We start from the raw sequence: 17,795 nt of genomic DNA on the forward strand, positions 1-17,795 counted from the left end.
TTAACTATTCACCCAGTTTTTTAATAGTTGTTTGCCGTCTGGAGTCAACACCGATTCTGGATGAAATTGAACACCTTTAACGTCGTAAATTTTATGTCTAAGTGACATCAATTCACCGTTTTCATCAAACGACGTTGCCTCAAGAATGTCTGGAAGCTGTTTGTTGACTACCCAAGAATGATAGCGACCTACCGAAATGTTATGTGGTAAGTTTTTAAAAATAGGTTCGTCGTCTTTGGTTATGGTAATCTTAGTGGCAACACCGTGATAAACGGTATCAAGATTAATAAGCGATCCTCCAAAAACTTCAGCTATGGCTTGCATACCTAAACATACGCCCAGAATGCTTTTTTTACCTGTATATGTTGCAATAATGGTTTTAAGTAAACCAGCTTCGTCTGGGATTCCAGGTCCTGGCGATAACAATATTTTATCGTAATCTTCAACCGTTTCCAAACTTAGTTGGTCATTGCGTTTTACCGTGACTTTGCAATCTAAGTCTTCTAAGTAATGTACTAGATTGTAAGTGAAACTATCGTAATTATCAATGACTAAAATATGCTTCATCTATGTTAAATTTTTTCTGCAATTTCCAAGGCTTTTGTAAGCGCCCCTAATTTGTTATATACTTCTTGTAATTCGTTTTCGGCATTGGATTTTGATACAATTCCAGCGCCAGCTTGCCAATGGAGTTTGTGGTTTTTGCTTAAAAAGGTTCTTATCATTATGGCGTGATTAAAATTACCGTTAAAATCCATAAATCCAATAGCGCCACCATAAAACTCCCGGCTTGAGGTTTCATACTGCTCTATGAGTTGCATGGCTCTGTGTTTTGGAGCGCCACTTAGGGTTCCGGCAGGGAAAGTATCAGCGACAACTTCCATGGTGGTAGTGTTGTCGTGGATTTTTCCTGTGACTTTACTTACCAAATGAATGACGTGCGAAAAAAACTGAATTTCTCTATTGGTCTTTACGGTGACTTGACTGCTGTGGCGACTTAAATCGTTTCTAGCCAAATCCACAAGCATCACGTGTTCACTATTTTCCTTGTCGTCTTGTGCTAATTTTTTGGCAAGTTCAGCATCTTTTTCATCATTTCCTGTGCGTTTAAAGGTTCCTGCAATAGGGTGAATTTCAGCAGTACCATCATTTACGATAAGTTGTGCTTCTGGTGAACTTCCAAAGAGTTTAAAATCGCCATAATCAAAATAAAATAAGTAAGGCGAGGGGTTGATACTTCTTAAAGCACGATAAACATTAAACTCGTCGCCTTTAAATTGTTGTGTGAATTTTTTTGATAACACCAATTGAAACACATCGCCACGCGCACAATGTTTTCTGGCCAGTTTTACGTGGTTTTTGTAATCATTATCAGTGAGGTTGGAAGTTGGTTTTTCTACTGTTGAAAAGTTAAAAACAGCGTGATTTCTAGCTTTGATGAGCTGGTGGATTTGCTCAATATTATTATCATTATCAAAACAATGTGCAAAAATATAGGCTTCGCTCTTGTGATGATTAATGGCTATGATGTTTTTGTAAACGGCATAATAAGCATCGGGAATGTTATTGTTGTTTGCTTTTTTTTGAATATCAATATCTTCAAAATAACGTACAGCATCGTAAGTCAAATATCCAAAAATACCATTGTTTATAAATTTGAAGTCTTTGTCAATATTAACTTTAAAACGTTTTGTGAATTTATGAATGCATTCAGAAACCTTAGTGTTTTGTCCTGTGTTGGTGTTTAGGATGCTACCATCTGGAAACCGTTCGGTAATGGTTTCATTTTGAACTTTTATGGAGGCAATGGGATTGCAACAGATGTATGAAAAACTATTGTCGCTAGCATGATAATCGCTACTTTCCAATAAAATACTATTGGGAAACTTATCCCGAATTTTTAAGTAAATGCTAACAGGTGTGATAGTATCTGCTAGGATTTTTTTGTAGTGTGTATAAAGACTGAATTTTTTCATTTTTAGATAAAAAAAAGGCTTGTCGTGAATTGACAAGCCTTGATATTATAAGTTTTAAATATACAATAGGGTTACTTCACGAAAGTTGCGTTTCGAAAGTTCCACCACCAAGTATTATTTAAAATTGTGTTCATTAATGATTTAATATGGGTCAAATATAGAAACGAAATTCTGCTTTTCAAACTTTTGTTGAAAATTTATTTTAGGCATACGAATGTTAAAAGCAATAAAATTTTGTTAAATGAACAAGCGCTAAGGTTTGAAGTGTTTATTTTTAAACGTATGAAAAGAATTGCATTGGTAATTGCGACTATTGTATTGGTTGCTTGTAAAGAGAAAAAAACAACATCTATTGTTCAAAAAGAAGGTGTTGAAACTTCAGAAGCTATAGAGCTTGAGGTTTACGATTTTAGAGGACTTGAAAAAATGCTTTCAACTCAAAGCGATACAACTTACGTGGTTAATTTTTGGGCAACTTGGTGCAAACCTTGTGTAAAGGAATTGCCTTATTTTGAGCAGTTACGTAGTAATTACAAAGAGAAAAACGTGGAGCTACTTCTTGTAAGCCTAGATTTTCCTGCTAAGTACGAGAGTAAATTAAAACCTTTTATAAAGGAACACAATTTACAATCAAATGTAGTGGCATTAGATGATCCAGATATGAATACATGGATTCCTAAAGTAGACGAAAATTGGTCTGGAGCCATTCCGGCTACACTTATTTTTAACAAAACAGAACGGAAGTTTTTTGAAAAATCTTTTACTTATAATGAGCTAGAAACCGAACTTAAACCATTCTTAAACTAAAAATATTATGAAAACACTAAAATCTTTATTTGTGATTATGGCCATTTTGCTGTTTTCAGCATTTACTAATACTACAGAAAACAAAGGCTATAAAGTAGGCGATGTAGCTACAGATTTTGCATTAGAAAATATAGATGGTAAAATGGTATCATTATCGGATTATAAAGATGCCAAAGGCTTTATCGTTGTCTTTACTTGCAATACATGTCCTTATGCAGTAGCTTATGAAGACAGAATAATAGCACTCGATAAAAAATATGCCCAAAAAGGCTATCCTGTTATTGCTATTATGCCAAACAATCCAGAAGTACAATCAGGAGACCGTATGGAAGCTATGCAAGCTAGAGCTAAAGCTAAAGGGTTTACATTTCCGTATTTAATGGATAAAGGTCAGGAAATATATCCGCAATATGGCGCCACAAAAACACCACATGTTTTCGTGCTTCAAAAAGAAAACAAAGGAAATGTAGTAAAATATATTGGAGCTATTGATGATAATTATAAAGACGTTAATGCTGTTAACCAAAAGTATGTAGAAGACGCTGTTGATGCTTTATTAGAAGGTAAATCTGTTAAAGAAACACATACAAGAGCTATTGGTTGTACTATAAAAGTATAACCGTTAAAAAAGAAACTAATTTTATTGAAAAAACCGAAGAAATAAGTCTTCGGTTTTTTTATGATAAATGTCTTTGTAAAACCTTAAATTTGCAAATAAAAAGATAATATGGCAGATTTAACACAAGACCAATGGTTAGCGCAATTATCAGAAGATGATAATGCAATTATTTTAGATGTAAGAACCCAAGAAGAGGTAGAAGGCGGCATTATCCCTAATGCCAAACATATAGACATTTACATGGGGCAAGGATTTATAGATGAAGTAGAAAAACTAGATAAGTCAAAAAATTACTATATTTATTGTCGTTCAGGTAATAGAAGTGGTCAAGCTTGTGCTATCATGAACCAATTAGGATTTACAACGACCCATAACCTTCTTGGTGGTTTTAGCGAATGGGAAGGTGATGTAGAAAATATATAATTATGAAAAAATCAGCCTTTGTTTTAGTTTTACTTTCTATAGTTGCTATGTCTTGCATTAGTAGGAGTGAGAATGTTAACGTTGTTTCATCTGAAGAAATGCAAACATTACTCGATATGGATGATGTACAATTAGTAGATGTACGAACACCAGAGGAATATAAAGAAGGTTATATAGACCATGCACAAAATATAGATTATTATTCTGATACTTTTGAAGAAGATATACTTGAGCTAGATAAAACAAAGCCTGTAATTGTATATTGCAAATCGGGAGGCAGAAGCGCCAAATGCGCCGAAAAACTTATTAAAGCAGGTTTTGTAAAGGTTTACGATTTAGATGGTGGTATTTCACAATGGAAGCATGAAGGCCATCAAGTTACCGTAAAGTAATAAAAAAGCCTCTCAAAGTTGAGAGGCTTTTTTTATAAGTGGAGTCGGAGGGATTCGAACCCTCGTCCAAACAAGTTACCAAGCAGCTTTCTACACGTTTAGTTTTTTCTTAATTTTCGTTTGTAAGCCGGCAAAAAACAACCTAATTACAACTTAGCTTTTAAAATGTCGAACCCTTATCAAAGCGCTAATGGTTCTAGGTTAATTTTTACGATGCCCTTAAGCGGAACGCCACTAACCAAGGCTTTCCAAGGACATTTAGCTTGCGCACCTTGTGCGCCGAGGCAAATCTTACTATAATTCAGATTATGCAGCTAAAGCGTAGTTATTCTCGCCGTTTAAAAAGTTGATACAACATGTTACGTGTGTTAATATCATAGCACGACGTGCTTACTGGTTAATAAATCTCGCTGTCAAAACCAGTCGACCCCAATATATTTATGAACGTATTTTTTTAAAGGATGGCGAAGTTACTAAAAAAAGTTGTGCAACACGCTAAATCCATGTATTTTCGTGCAAATTCTATGCCAGTTTAAAAAATGTCAGGCAGCTATTTAAAACCAAAAATATATGAAGTTTGCTATTATAAAAGAGCGTAAAAACCCGCCAGATAGACGTGTAGTTTTTTCGCCAGAAAAATTGTTAGAAGTAAAGGAGAAATATCCAGAAGCTTCATTTAAAATAGAACGTTCAGATATTAGAGTGTTTTCAGATGAAACCTATAAAAATCTTGGTTTTGAAGTGTCTGAAGATGTTTCAGATTGTGAGGTTATGCTTGGAGTAAAAGAAGTTCCTGTTACGGCATTAATTCCTAATAAAAAATACTTTTTCTTTTCGCATACTATAAAAAAGCAGCCCTATAATAGAAAGCTGCTTCAAGCTATTTTAGAGAAAAATATCGAGCTTTACGATCATGAAACGATAGTGAAGGAAACAGGTGCCAGGTTAATAGGTTTTGGTAGATATGCTGGAATTGTTGGTGCTTACAATGGGTTTAGAGCTTGGGGACTAAAACAAAATTCTTGGAATTTGCCTAAAGCAGAAACCTTGCCTGACCAAAAAGCTTTAATAGAAGAACTACAGGGTATAAAATTCCCCAATATTAAAATTCTACTAACCGGTAGCGGAAAAGTAGCAAATGGCGCACAGGAAATGCTAGACGCTATGCATATTACTTCTGTCTCTGTACATGAGTATTTAAACACTTCGTTTGATAAGCCTGTATATTGTAAAATAGATGTTTTAGACTACAATAAGCGTAAAGATGGTCAGGTGATAAATAATAAAGATTTTTATAATCACCCAGAAGATTATGTGTCGGATTTTATGCGATTTGCAAAAGTAACCGACTATTTTATTGCAGGCCATTTTTACGGCGATGGATCCCCTTATTTGTATACTAGAGACGATGCTAAATCAGAAGACTTTAATATTAAACTCGTAGCCGATGTAAGTTGCGACATTGATGGGCCAGTAGCAACCACAATTAGACCTTCAACAATTGCAGATCCCATTTATGGTTATCATGCAGAAACCGAAAAAGAGATTGATTTTATGAACGATGAGGCCATTGTAGTTATGGCAGTTGATAATTTGCCTTGCGAGTTACCTAAAGATGCTAGCGAAGGTTTTGGAGAGTTGTTTTTACAACATGTTATACCAGCCTTTTTTAACAACGATAAAGAAGGGGTTTTAGAACGTGCTAAAATTACCGAAAATGGTCAATTAACGACACGTTTTAAATATTTACAAGACTATATAGACGGAAAAGAATAAGCATGAAAAATACAGCATTAATTACTGGTGGCGCTTCTGGTTTAGGTTTAGAGTTAGCTTATGTTATTGCCAAAGATGGCTATGATTTAGTTTTGGTAGATATTAACCCTGAAAACTTATTGAAAGCTAAAGAGGAAATTGAATCTAAATATGGTGTAAATGCGCTAACACTTACTAAAGATTTAAGCCAAGCAAATATATCGGAAGAGATTATGAAAGATGTTGGCGATAAGCAAATTGAAATTTTAGTAAATAATGCTGGTTTTGGTTTGTTTGGATCTTTTCATACAACATCTTGGGAGCGTGAATCGCAAATGCTAAACTTACATGTTGTAACAACGACGCATTTAACCAAGCTTGTGTTAAAACAAATGGTAGCAAGAGGCTCTGGGAAAGTTTTAAATTTGTCGTCGTTAGCGGCATTTCAACCAGGACCTTTAATGTCACTTTATTATGCTACAAAAGGCTATATTTTATCATTTTCAGAAGCCATTTCTAACGAATTAAAAGGAACAGGAGTTACGGTAACAGCTTTGTGTCCTGGACCTACAAAAACCTCGTTTCAAGAAGTGGTATCTAGTGGTACTTCAGAGAATAAAATAACATTTAATATGGCTAACGCTAAAGATGTTGCTGTTTATGGTTATAAAGCCTTAAAAAAAGGAAAGCCAGTGGCTATTCCAGGGACGTTTAATAAGTTTTTAGCAACATTACCTAGATTTGTTCCTAGAAAGATGGCTGCTAATATTGTAAGAAATATTCAGGAGAAAAACAGGAAAGAATAAATTGTCATCAACGATATTTCTTGATTTAAAATAAGAAACTGTTTCTAGAAAACGTTATTGTTAAATAATAGTAGAGTAGTGCTATGGGGATATTTAATAGCATAATGAGGCACGTTTTTAAACCTTCATTTCGGTCTATTTTATTTAAAATACTTGCACCAACGATAACAGATAAGATGACCAAGTTGGCTATAAATGCTGTTAAAAGAAACCCTACAATTAATAAGACAGGAATGGCAAACATGCCAAAATATAGTTGAATTGAAAATAAACTAGTTCCTATTATAAAGCTTAGTAAAGCAGTTATTTGACCAGTGATGATTAAGCTATTTTTCATAATTAACGTTTAATAAAAGAACCTCGCTTATTTGTAACAAGCGAGGTGTAATAGGTGTTAGTTATTATCCCAATCAATTTTTCTAGAAACAAACATAACACTGGCTAATATGACAAATAAACCAACGCTTCCAACAAGCAATGCATAGCTTTCTAGTTGTATAATAACATAAATAAAGGTGTATAGTGCGGTTAAAGAGAGTCCTATAAACAAAGGGAATTTCAACGCTCCTAAAATAGATTTAGAGTACCATGATATTAATAATACAACCGATATGCCAGCAATAAGATAGGCTTTTAAAAAGGTGCCGTGTTCCGATATGGAAACTAAAAGTGTGTAAAACATAACTAAGGCTAAACCAATCATTAAATATTGAAACGGATGAATAGTAATTTTACTAAGTGTTTGTATTAAAAAGAATACCAAAAAGGTTAATCCAATAACGAGAAATCCATATTTAGCAGAACGTTCACTTTTTTGGTACTCATCTACCATAACCATAAATTTTGTGCCAAATGAGAACTGATTTAAATTAGGTATTTTATTAAGATATTGTTGCGAAAACGCTCGGTTTATATGAAGGACTTGCCAATCTGCTTTAAACCCCTTTTTAGTAATTTTTTTTGTGTCGCTATTGGGAAGAAAATTGCCAACAAAACTAGGGTCTGGCCAGTTTGATGTCATTGTCATGGTGGTTGTTTTACCAATAGGAATAATTTGTATGTCTTTACTGCCGTTATAGTTTAAGTTAAACCGGAATTGTTTGTTGCTATTTTTAGGAAGATGATTTTCGTTAATATAAACAGATTCCAGCTCATCTAACCTTTCGGAGTATCTTTGATTATCATTATTAAAATTAGTGCTAAAACTATAGGTTTGGTTGTTTAAAGTTAGGTTGACTTCACTTTTAATGCCTTTTAAGTTTGATGTTTTTATAATAATAGTGGCTTTATCCCATACAATGTCTTCATGTTTAATATTTTTTTGTTGCAATTGAATTGGGCTAAACTCACCATTAAAGGTCATTTGCGTAGTATATACAGCCGATTCAAAGTTACCCCGATTTAATGTTTTTGAAGTCACATTACTATCTAAATGTAAAGTCTCAGGAAAAATATAAGCGTAGTTAATATGCGTTTGTGTTTCCTTAAAATAGGTTTCGGTTTTTTCGTTGTAGGTTTTGGTTTCGGTATAGGTTTTGTAAGGAATTTTTAAAATAGGGCCATATACCAATACATTTTGCCCCCATTTATCATTAATTTCATTTACAACATCTTTTTGTCTTATTGAGCGTTCGGTAATTAAACTGTTTATGTATGATAATGGTATTAAAAGTACAACAACTAAAAAGCCAACCATAAGTAACCTTGCCGTGATAGATGTTTTTAGCCAATGCCATAATTTGCTTGTTTGAGGTTTTTTTGAGTTTTCCATATTTTATTGTTTTAAAAGCACTTTGTTTTTCAAAGTAAAAAGTTAAAAAAATTATTCAGTGTTTTTTATGAGTTGTTCTAAAGCATCGATATGCTTTTGAAAAGCTAGTCTTCCTAGTTTAGTAGCAATGTATCTTGTGTTGGGTTTTTTTCCTATAAATTGTTTTTCAATAATAATATATTCAGCTTTTTCAAGGGCTTTTGTATGGCTAGCTAAATTACCATCGGTAACGTCTAGCAACTCTTTTAATGTATTAAAATCGGCATACTCATTTACCATAAGGATAGACATGATGCCTAATCTTACTCTATGATCAAAAACCTTATTTATATTATTTATAAGACTCATTAATATCTAGATTAACTTCCCGCAAAAGGAGATCCAAAAATGCCTACAGCAAGTTCAGCCCAAAGTAATAAGAAGAACAGAATAAGTAGAATAATTAGTATGTTTCTTATCCTTTTTTTGTTAACAGAACTTAATATGAATTCTAAAGTTAGTCCAGCAGCCAATAATATGATGCCAGCAATAGCAAAATCGAAGGTACTCCAATTAACCGTGCTATTAAATTGCATAGCAATTAAAGGCACCAGTAATAGTGCTGAAATTACTATTAGTATGGTTGCGATTCTTTTTTTGTTTATAGTCATGTTTAAAGAGATTAATTTATGTTCTGTCGTATTTAAAGTGCATCCAAGTGCCGTATATAATATGCATAATGCCAAAGCCTAAAACCCAAAGCCAAAATCCGTAACCAGGAAATAGAGCACAAACAAGTCCTAAAATAATTTCTATATATCCTAAATATCTAATATCTCCAATACTATATTTTGAGGCATTTACTAGCGATAAACCATAAAATATAAGCATTAACGCTCCTGCTTGTCCGTACTTCTGTTGTCCTAAAATAATTAGAATATACAATCCGCCTGTAACCAAAGGAATTAAAAAATTCACAATTAACCGTTTTGATGATGTATCCCAGATTTTAGCGTTATTTTTCTTGGCTTTTCTTGTTGTTAATATAATAGCTGTTATAATGCTAAATAGCGCTATTAAAATTAAGTCTAACAAGACCCATCTAAATATTTGCCCATCTAAAAGTAATGTGCCATAACTGTAGTTGTTAACCAGAAAGTAAGCAATAGTAGCCCCAATAATAGCGTAAATGCCAGCTAAAACACCCGATAAACCACTTAATGAAATAAAGCGAGAGGATTTGTTCATTAAATCTTTAATCTCGCTAATGTCTTTTAAATAATCTTTTGACTTCATATAAAGAACTTTGAAATACAAAGTAAATGAAAATATTTTAATTTTCATACATTAATTTGTATTTAATATATTGAATAAAAAAAAATAACAGAAGCGTAAGAAGTATTACCTATATAACCTACTACAGGCTATTAATGGTCTTTCTAATAGCTGTTAAGTTAGTTAATAAACCTTCAAGGTTATCTAGATGTAACATGTTGGCACCATCACTTTTAGCGTTGGCAGGATCAAAATGTGTTTCAATAAATAAACCATCTACATTGTTTACAACACCAGCACGAGCAATTGTTTCAATCATATCTGGTCTGCCACCTGTAACACCAACACTTTGGTTGGGCTGTTGTAAAGAATGAGTAACATCTAACACAACAGGAGCGTATTGCTTCATGGTAGGAATTCCACGAAAATCAACAATCATGTCTTGGTAACCAAACATAGTACCGCGATCTGTTATCCAAGCTTTATCACTACCAGAGTCCTTTACTTTTTGTACGGCGTGTTTCATGGCTTCGGGACTCATAAATTGTCCTTTTTTAAGGTTGACCACTTTTCCTGTTTCGGCAGCTGCTACAACTAAATCGGTTTGACGAACTAAAAATGCAGGAATTTGCAGCACATCAACATATTCGGCTGCCATAGCTGCGTCAGAAGCTTCATGAATATCTGTAATGGTAGGAACATCGAATGTTTCTGACACTTTTCTTAAAATTTTAAGCGCTTTTTCATCTCCAATACCTGTAAAACTATCAATCCTACTACGATTAGCTTTTTTAAAACTTCCTTTAAATACATAAGGAATTTCTAATTTATCTGTTATGGAAATCACTTTTTCAGCAATGCGTAATGCCATATCTTCACTTTCAATAGCGCAAGGCCCACATAACAAGAAAAAATTATCAGAATTAGGATGTTTTATTTTAGAGATTTCAGATAGTTTCATGGTGCTTAAATATTAAGCAGCAAAGATAATCAATTAAAAGCTTTTTTTAATAGTATTTCGTATCATCCAAACAGCCATAATAAAATTAATAACAGCAAATAAACCACCGTAAGTAAAATATTGCGAGAAAGCATTTGATTTTGGAACTAGATGTAAAGCATGTGATAACAAAGCTAAAATTAAATAAGAAGATAAACACACAAAGGTAATGCCTAAAATAGCATTTAGTTTTCTGTTTGGTTTAATAATTTGCCACAAAAAGGGCAGGCTAAATAGTAAAATAGGATAGGCGGTTATACCTTCGGTACGATTAACTTGCGTAAACCAGTAAGCAGTAACAGCTATAAAATACAAGTAAGGAGTGTATTTGTAATACTTGCTAAAAAGTGCCATAATTCTTTTGTTTATCAGGGTTTAATATAAAACTCAGAATTGATTAGTAAGTTGTTTCCATAACGAAAGATACAACCCAAAATTGCCAAATTATTTCGTTATAACATTTAATTAACTAAATATTAGTGATTATTACTCAACATGTTAAAATATAACGTACCTTTGCGCGCTTAAAACAAGGCTTTAAATTATGGCTCAAATAAAAAATATTGCAATTATAGCTCACGTTGACCACGGTAAAACAACGCTGGTTGATAAAATTATGTACCATTGCCAGTTATTTCGTGAAAACGAAAATACAGGCGATTTAATTTTAGATAATAACGATTTAGAACGCGAAAGAGGGATTACAATAACCTCAAAAAACGTGTCGGTAACTTATAAAGACACAAAGATTAATATTATCGATACACCAGGTCACGCCGATTTTGGTGGTGAAGTAGAACGTGTTTTAAACATGGCCGATGGTGTGTTATTGTTGGTAGATGCTTTTGAGGGGCCAATGCCGCAAACTAGATTCGTGCTTCAAAAAGCAATCGACTTAGGGTTAAAGCCTTGTGTTGTAGTTAATAAGGTAGACAAGGAAAATTGTACACCAGATGAGGTTCATGAAAAGGTATTTGATTTAATGTTTGAATTAGGTGCAGAAGAGTGGCAGTTAGATTTTCCTACGGTTTATGGTTCTGCAAAGAACAATTGGATGAGTGAAGATTGGCAACAACCAACCGAAAATATCGAACCATTATTAGATATGGTTATCGAGCACATCCCTTCACCTAAAATTCCTGAAGGAAACACGCAAATGTTAATTACATCCTTAGACTTTTCGTCGTTTACAGGACGAATAGCAATTGGGCGTTTAACACGCGGCGAGCTTAAAGTAAATCAAAATATATCTTTGGTAAAGCGCGACGGTAGTATTGTAAAATCTAGAATAAAAGAGCTTCATGTTTTTGAAGGATTAGGGCGCAAGAAAGTGGATGAAGTATTTGCAGGAGATATTTGTGCTGTTGTAGGTCTTGATGGATTTGAAATAGGCGATACGATTGCCGATTGGGAAAATCCAGAAGCCTTAAAAACAATTGCTATTGATGAGCCTACAATGAGCATGTTGTTTACTATTAACGATTCCCCATTTTTTGGAAAAGATGGAAAATACGTTACCTCAAGACACATAAAAGAGCGCTTAACAAAAGAGCTAGAAAAAAACTTAGCCTTACGTGTTGAAGAAACCGATAGTGCCGATAAATTTATGGTTTACGGTCGTGGTGTATTACACTTATCTGTATTAATAGAAACCATGCGTCGTGAAGGTTACGAACTTCAAATTGGTCAGCCGCAAGTAATTATTAAAGAGATTGATGGCGTAAAATGCGAGCCTGTAGAAGAAATGACAATAGATTTACCAGAAGATGTGTCTGGTAAAGCCGTAGAAATGGTTACCATGCGTAAAGGAGAACTCTTAAGTATGGAAGCTAAAGGCGATAGAATGGTTTGCGAGTTTGTCGTACCATCTCGTGGTATTATTGGTTTAAGAAATCAATTGCTTACAGCAACAGCTGGCGAGGCTATTATGGCTCATAGGTTTAAAGAATTTCAACCTTTAAAAGGTGGCATTCCAGAACGTTTAAACGGCTCTTTAGTTTCTATGGAAAACGGAACAGCTATTCCTTATTCTATCGATAAACTTCAAGAACGCGGTAAGTTTTTTATCGATCCAGGAGAAGATATTTACGAAGGACAAGTTATTGGCGAAAACTCTCGTCAAGATGATATGACAGTTAATGTTACTAAAACTAAAAAGTTAAGTAATGTTCGTAGTGCTGGAGCCGATGATAAAGCAAAAATTGTTCCTGCCATAAAATTCTCTTTAGAAGAAGCTTTAGAATATATTCAAAAAGATGAATATGTAGAGGTGACACCAAATCACTTACGTCTTCGAAAAATATTATTAAAAGAAGTAGATCGTAAACGTTCAAAAAACATCTAAGATTAATTAAAAGCCAAGTTTAAAACTTGGCTTTTTTCTTTTTTAAAAAGAAATACATTAGATTTAGATGCTAAATTAGTTTAGGAAATAATCCTTTTGAATCGTTATTCAGTAAGAAAATATCAAACTTCAGATAAAGTCCTTTGGGATACTTTTGTTGCAAAAGCAAAAAACAGCACGTTTTTGTTTTATAGAGATTTTATGGAGTATCATAACCATAAATTCGATGATTTTTCGCTGTTATTTTTTGACGATAAGGATAACCTAAAAGCTATCTTTCCAGCTAATATTTTAGAAGATACCGTGTATTCTCATCAAGGATTAACTTACGGCGGTTTAGTGTTTTGTAATAGGTTAAAATTTAACTCTGTTATTAAGATCTTTAAAACACTCTTGCAGTATTTAGAAAATGAACATCTAGATGCCTTAATTGTAAAGCAATTACCAAACATTTATTGTCATGTTCCTAGTGAAGAGCAAGCTTATTTAATGTTTTTACTAGAAGCTCAATTATTAAGACGAGATTTACTTTCGGTAGTTGATTTAAAGGCTCATGTAAAGTTCTCAAAAGACCGAAAAGATGGTGTTAAAAGAGGGCGAAAGAATAAACTAATTATAAAAGAAGATGATACTTTTGAAGCTTTTTGGAACACCATTTTAATTCCTAATTTAGAACAAAAGCATCAAGCTAAACCAGTACATTCTTTAGAAGAAATTCAACAACTCAAAGCTAAGTTTCCTAATAATATTAAACAGTTTAATGTGTATCATGATAACAAAATTGTAGCCGGGACAACCATTTTTATAACCGATAAAGTGGCTCATTCACAGTATATATCAGGAAACCATGATAAAAATCAATTAGGAAGCCTAGACTTTTTACATCATCATTTAATAACACAGGTGTTTGCTGATAAAGTGTATTTCGATTTTGGAATTTCAAATGAAAACAATGGAAAGCAAGTCAATACAGGGTTGCAATATTGGAAAGAAGGATTTGGAGGACGTGGCATTACACAAGATTTTTATAAGATAAACGTTAAAAACCATGAGAAACTTAATAACGTGCTTATATGATTAAATTCTTGGATTTACATAAGGTTAACCAGCGGTTTGAAAATGAGTTTCAAGACGTTTTTTCTAAGTTTTTAAACTCTGGACGTTACATTCTTGGTAACGAGGTAGCTGTTTTCGAGGCAAATTATGCTAAGTACTGCGGAACAAAATATTGTATTGGTGTAAGCAATGGGTTAGATGCTTTAACGTTGCTTTTTCAAGCTTATAAAGTATTAGGTAAACTTCAAGAAGGCGATGAGGTAATTGTGCCGGCCAACACTTATATAGCTTCTATTTTAGCGATTATAAATTCTGGTTTAAAGCCAGTTTTAGTCGAGCCAGATATAGAAACCTTCAATATAGATATAGAGAACATAGAAAATGCTTTTTCAGAAAATACAAAGGCTATTTTAGCGGTTCATTTATATGGGCAATTAGCTAATATGGAAGATGTTATTGCTTTTGCCAAAAAGCATGGATTACTTGTTTTAGAAGATGCTGCTCAGGCTCATGGAGCTGTTTCTAAAAAAGGAAATAAAGCTGGGAGTTTATCAGATGCTGCTGCATTTAGTTTTTATCCTGGCAAGAATTTAGGCGCTTTGGGTGATGCTGGAGCAGTAACAACTAACCATTTAGATTTGGCCGAAGTCATTAGGAGTTTAAGAAATTACGGTGCCGAGAAAAAGTATGTTAATCAATATCTTGGGTTTAACATGCGGTTAGATGAACTTCAGGCTGCTATTTTAAACGTAAAATTACCAAGTTTAGATGTAGATAACGCTAGAAGACAAGAAATAGCTAAAATATATTTTTCAGAAATAAAGAATAATAAGGTCAAACTTCCTTTTGTAAATAGTGAAAAAGCACATGTTTATCATCTGTTTGTGGTTAGGGTTAACGATAGAGACGGTTTTATAAATTATTTAAAACAGCATCACATAGAAACCTTAATACATTACCCAATACCACCACACAAACAGCAGGCAATGAGTAGTTTTTCTGATAAAGACCTACCAATAACCGAGGCTATTCATGAAAGTGTTGTAAGTTTGCCCATAAGTCCTGTTATGACCGATGAAGAAGTGAGTTATGTAGTAAAAATTGTAAACACCTATTAATTGAGAAGACTCTTAAAGTACATAAATAATAATGTTTTATTTAAAGTAGCATCGTTAAATTCGGCGTCTGTAATTACTAGAATAGTAGCTGGTTTTTTAACATCAAAAGCCATTGCCTTGTTTGTTGGACCAGAAGGTTTGGCTTTAATAGGTAACTTAAGAGATTTTCTTAGCTCGGTAAAATCGTTTGCTACTTTAGGGTTATACAATGGTGTTGTAAAATATATCGCTCAATTTAAAGAAAACACGATTGAGTTAAGTAAAACCATATCCACGGTTTTCTATCTTGGGTTTATTTCTACGGTTTTAGTCTCCTTTTTATGTTATTTTAATGCCGATTATATAAATACAATAATCTTTCCAGCGTATAACGATTATGCTTACGTTATTAAAATTGCAGCTATAGCGTTACCTTTTTATGTATTGAATATGTTTACATTTTCAATACTTAATGGGTTTTCTAAGTTTAAAATACTTATCATAATTAACATTATTGGGCAAATTTTAGGACTGTGCGTAACCTTACTTTTAATTTACCAAAACCGTATAGACGGAGCTTTAATAGCAGTTGCAATTGCCGAGTCATTAATTTTTTTAATAACACTTGTAGGTGTAATAAATAGAAGAAGTTTAGCGCCTTTAATTAAGGTGAAGCGATTTTCTTTAAATTATGTAAAAAAATTAGGGTCTTATTCGTTAATGGCTTTATTCTCCGCTATTGTACTTCCTATGGTAGCTTTAGCAATAAGGACTTATGTTATAGACACTATAGGCGATGAAGAGGCTGGCTTTTTAGAAGCTATGAATCGTATTTCTAAATACTACTTAATGTTTGTGAGTTCCTTACTAACATTATATGTACTGCCTAGATTATCTGAAATTGATAATGTGAAAGATTTTAGAAATGAAGTTTTTGGCTTTTATAAATCCATCATTCCTATATTTTTTACGGGCTTATTGGTTATCTATCTTTTAAGAGGTTTTATTGTTCAAATTGTTTTTTCAAGCGACTTTCAGCCTGTAGAAGAGTTGTTTTTATGGCAACTTTTAGGCGACTTTATAAAAGTGCTTTCCATTGTTATTGCTTACCAGTTCTTAGCTAAAAAAATGTTTTGGCATTACATTATTACAGAAGCCTTTTCTGTGGCTATTTTGTATGCAACAAGTATTTACTTTATAGATATGTATGGCGTAAAAGGAGCCACAATAGCACATTTTGTTTCCTATGTAATGTATTACGGTATTATTTTATTAATATTTAGCTCTTCGCTGTTTGGGGTTATTCCAGATGAAACTTTAAAAGGTGATAATGAAGAAGAATCAGAGGATTCTTAATGGTTTTTCCAAGTGTCTAAATATAATTGGGTTATTGTAATATAATGATGTTCCTTTTCAATAAAAGCTCTAGCGTTTTTTGATATCTCCTCGATTTTTTTAGGGTTTTGTATTAACCACTCTATTTTTTTTACTATTTGATTAACATCAGGAAGTGCATTTATAGCAACCGTATCTTCTTTTAAATCATAATGGTTAAGCCATTCTTTTTCTGCACCAGTAAAAACTACTTTACCTTTTGCCATAGCTTCCAAAGCATTATAACCTTGATCGTAAGCATAAACTTGATCTAACACAACATGCGCTTTGTGATAAATATTAATATACTCGTTATAAGGGAGGTTTTTTGTGATTTTTATATCAACTTTTTCAGGATATTTTTTTTGAATAATATTTAATGCTTCTTCAAAAAAAGGAATCCCTTTTTTTATTCGAGATAGTGTGTTTATTCCTAAAAAAATATTGATTTTGTCGTTCACTTTTATGGGAGAGAAGTCAATTTTTTCAATATTTATAGGATTAGGAATTAATCCTAAATATTTGGGGTGTTTAAGCAATGGTATATGGTAATCTATATCCGATGCAATAATACCTTTACAATTAGCTACGATAAAGTCGTGGAGCTTTTTATAAGGAGGTGTTACATATTTTAAGGAGTATTGAAAGTAGTTTTTTAAACTAGAATCATTAAAATATGGTGTTAAAACAGAGTATCTATTTTTATTGTTTAGGTAATAATTGGTGCTAGAGTAATCGTCACCACAAGAAAGTAAAAAAACAAATTTATTGTGTTTAAATATAGGCTTTAGAATTAATTTTTGTAAGCTTGGATTTAAGTTAAAAGCATCTTCGTTTATCAATTGTACAATATCAAAACCTTTTAATTGATGAAGGTTTTTTTTACCCCTTAAATAAGTTTCTAAATCAGCAATGTCAAAGCCAAAAACACGAACTGTAATTTTTCTAAGGAACCGTCCTAGTTTATTGTTGAAGCTTTTAGGTGAAACGTCAATATCTACAGGGTATTTTTTAAAGGCATCACCAGAGCCAACTAATAAAACGTCATGCCCTAATTTGGTTAAACCTTCTTTGAGAGAGTTGTGTAATCGGCTAAATTCACCTATTAAAAGTATTTTCAT

The 17,795-nt window shown here is 32.9% G+C and carries 20 protein-coding genes and 1 other RNA gene; 10 read left to right on the plus strand and 11 right to left on the minus strand.

Translation table 11 applies throughout. The features are described 5' to 3' along the window. The gene (locus EJA19_RS09405; RefSeq protein WP_125468123.1) at nt 1-567 is read right to left on the minus strand and encodes an anthranilate synthase component II; all 567 of its coding nucleotides are present in this window, start codon (nt 565-567) and stop codon (nt 1-3) included. Between the two features lie 5 nt (nt 568-572). Next, nucleotides 573-1,976, minus strand: coding sequence for an anthranilate synthase component I family protein (locus tag EJA19_RS09410; RefSeq protein WP_125468124.1), 1,404 nt, complete (start codon nt 1,974-1,976; stop codon nt 573-575). 282 nt (nt 1,977-2,258) lie between these two features. Here EJA19_RS09410 and EJA19_RS09415 point away from each other — a divergent pair, with 282 nt between their 5' ends. The 4 genes from EJA19_RS09415 to EJA19_RS09430 all read left to right on the plus strand — a co-directional run bounded on the left by EJA19_RS09415 (nt 2,259) and on the right by EJA19_RS09430 (nt 4,217). Continuing rightward, nucleotides 2,259-2,783: a TlpA family protein disulfide reductase gene (locus tag EJA19_RS09415; protein ID WP_125468125.1), complete on the plus strand. Its 525-nt coding sequence runs from the start codon at nt 2,259-2,261 to the stop codon at nt 2,781-2,783. Nucleotides 2,784-2,790: 7 nt separating this feature from the next. Further along, on the plus strand, nt 2,791-3,402 hold the full coding sequence (locus EJA19_RS09420; RefSeq protein WP_125468126.1) for a thioredoxin family protein: 612 nt from the start codon (nt 2,791-2,793) through the stop codon (nt 3,400-3,402). 108 nt (nt 3,403-3,510) lie between these two features. Beyond that, nucleotides 3,511-3,825, plus strand: coding sequence for a rhodanese-like domain-containing protein (locus tag EJA19_RS09425; protein WP_125468127.1), 315 nt, complete (start codon nt 3,511-3,513; stop codon nt 3,823-3,825). A gap of 2 nt (nt 3,826-3,827) precedes the next feature. Then, nucleotides 3,828-4,217, plus strand: a complete 390-nt coding sequence (locus EJA19_RS09430) for a rhodanese-like domain-containing protein (RefSeq protein ID WP_125468128.1) — start codon at nt 3,828-3,830, stop codon at nt 4,215-4,217. A gap of 36 nt (nt 4,218-4,253) precedes the next feature. On the opposite strand, the gene ssrA is transcribed toward EJA19_RS09430, so the two are convergent. Continuing rightward, nucleotides 4,254-4,648: a transfer-messenger RNA gene (gene ssrA, locus EJA19_RS09435) on the minus strand. Nucleotides 4,649-4,787: 139 nt separating this feature from the next. On the opposite strand from ssrA, the gene EJA19_RS09440 reads away from it, so the two are divergent. Both EJA19_RS09440 and EJA19_RS09445 read left to right on the plus strand, forming a co-directional pair. Beyond that, the gene (locus EJA19_RS09440; protein ID WP_125468129.1) at nt 4,788-5,993 is read left to right on the plus strand and encodes an NAD(P)-dependent oxidoreductase; all 1,206 of its coding nucleotides are present in this window, start codon (nt 4,788-4,790) and stop codon (nt 5,991-5,993) included. Nucleotides 5,994-5,995: 2 nt separating this feature from the next. Next, nucleotides 5,996-6,778 (plus strand): SDR family NAD(P)-dependent oxidoreductase, encoded by a 783-nt coding sequence (locus tag EJA19_RS09445; RefSeq protein WP_125468130.1) that lies wholly within the window; start codon nt 5,996-5,998, stop codon nt 6,776-6,778. A 25-nt stretch (nt 6,779-6,803) separates the two neighbouring features. On the opposite strand, the gene EJA19_RS09450 is transcribed toward EJA19_RS09445, so the two are convergent. The 7 genes from EJA19_RS09450 to EJA19_RS09480 form a co-directional block, all read right to left on the minus strand. Further along, on the minus strand, nt 6,804-7,115 hold the full coding sequence (locus tag EJA19_RS09450) for a hypothetical protein (protein ID WP_125468131.1): 312 nt from the start codon (nt 7,113-7,115) through the stop codon (nt 6,804-6,806). A gap of 57 nt (nt 7,116-7,172) precedes the next feature. Further along, complete coding sequence (creD, locus tag EJA19_RS09455) at nt 7,173-8,549, minus strand: cell envelope integrity protein CreD (protein WP_125468132.1); 1,377 nt, start codon at nt 8,547-8,549, stop codon at nt 7,173-7,175. 51 nt (nt 8,550-8,600) lie between these two features. After that, complete coding sequence (locus EJA19_RS09460) at nt 8,601-8,897, minus strand: winged helix-turn-helix domain-containing protein (RefSeq protein WP_125468133.1); 297 nt, start codon at nt 8,895-8,897, stop codon at nt 8,601-8,603. A gap of 11 nt (nt 8,898-8,908) precedes the next feature. Further along, nucleotides 8,909-9,199: a hypothetical protein gene (locus EJA19_RS09465; RefSeq protein WP_125468134.1), complete on the minus strand. Its 291-nt coding sequence runs from the start codon at nt 9,197-9,199 to the stop codon at nt 8,909-8,911. A gap of 16 nt (nt 9,200-9,215) precedes the next feature. Further along, nucleotides 9,216-9,824: a hypothetical protein gene (locus EJA19_RS09470; RefSeq protein WP_125468135.1), complete on the minus strand. Its 609-nt coding sequence runs from the start codon at nt 9,822-9,824 to the stop codon at nt 9,216-9,218. A 121-nt stretch (nt 9,825-9,945) separates the two neighbouring features. Further along, nucleotides 9,946-10,764 carry a 3-deoxy-8-phosphooctulonate synthase gene (gene kdsA, locus EJA19_RS09475; RefSeq protein ID WP_125468136.1) on the minus strand — a complete coding sequence of 273 codons (819 nt, stop codon included), beginning with the start codon at nt 10,762-10,764 and terminating at the stop codon, nt 9,946-9,948. A gap of 33 nt (nt 10,765-10,797) precedes the next feature. Then, on the minus strand, nt 10,798-11,157 hold the full coding sequence (locus EJA19_RS09480) for a hypothetical protein (RefSeq protein ID WP_125468137.1): 360 nt from the start codon (nt 11,155-11,157) through the stop codon (nt 10,798-10,800). A 190-nt stretch (nt 11,158-11,347) separates the two neighbouring features. On the opposite strand from EJA19_RS09480, the gene typA reads away from it, so the two are divergent. From typA to EJA19_RS09500, 4 genes are all read left to right on the plus strand, one after another. Next, nucleotides 11,348-13,147: a translational GTPase TypA gene (typA, locus tag EJA19_RS09485; protein ID WP_125468138.1), complete on the plus strand. Its 1,800-nt coding sequence runs from the start codon at nt 11,348-11,350 to the stop codon at nt 13,145-13,147. Nucleotides 13,148-13,243: 96 nt separating this feature from the next. Beyond that, entirely contained in the window at nt 13,244-14,224 is a 981-nt protein-coding gene (locus EJA19_RS09490; RefSeq protein WP_125468139.1) for a GNAT family N-acetyltransferase, read from the plus strand. Beyond that, nucleotides 14,221-15,321: a DegT/DnrJ/EryC1/StrS family aminotransferase gene (locus EJA19_RS09495; RefSeq protein WP_125468140.1), complete on the plus strand. Its 1,101-nt coding sequence runs from the start codon at nt 14,221-14,223 to the stop codon at nt 15,319-15,321. Before EJA19_RS09490 ends, EJA19_RS09495 begins: the two co-directional genes overlap by 4 nt. Then, nucleotides 15,322-16,656, plus strand: a complete 1,335-nt coding sequence (locus tag EJA19_RS09500) for an O-antigen translocase (RefSeq protein ID WP_125468141.1) — start codon at nt 15,322-15,324, stop codon at nt 16,654-16,656. It abuts the gene before it with no gap. Here the strand turns inward: EJA19_RS09500 and EJA19_RS09505 are convergent. After that, on the minus strand, nt 16,653-17,795 hold the full coding sequence (locus tag EJA19_RS09505; protein ID WP_125468142.1) for a glycosyltransferase family protein: 1,143 nt from the start codon (nt 17,793-17,795) through the stop codon (nt 16,653-16,655). The two genes, EJA19_RS09500 and EJA19_RS09505, sit on opposite strands and share 4 nt — an antisense overlap.

The sequence above is a fragment of the Mangrovimonas spongiae genome, from assembly GCF_003944795.1.
Taxonomy (GTDB): domain Bacteria; phylum Bacteroidota; class Bacteroidia; order Flavobacteriales; family Flavobacteriaceae; genus Mangrovimonas; species Mangrovimonas spongiae.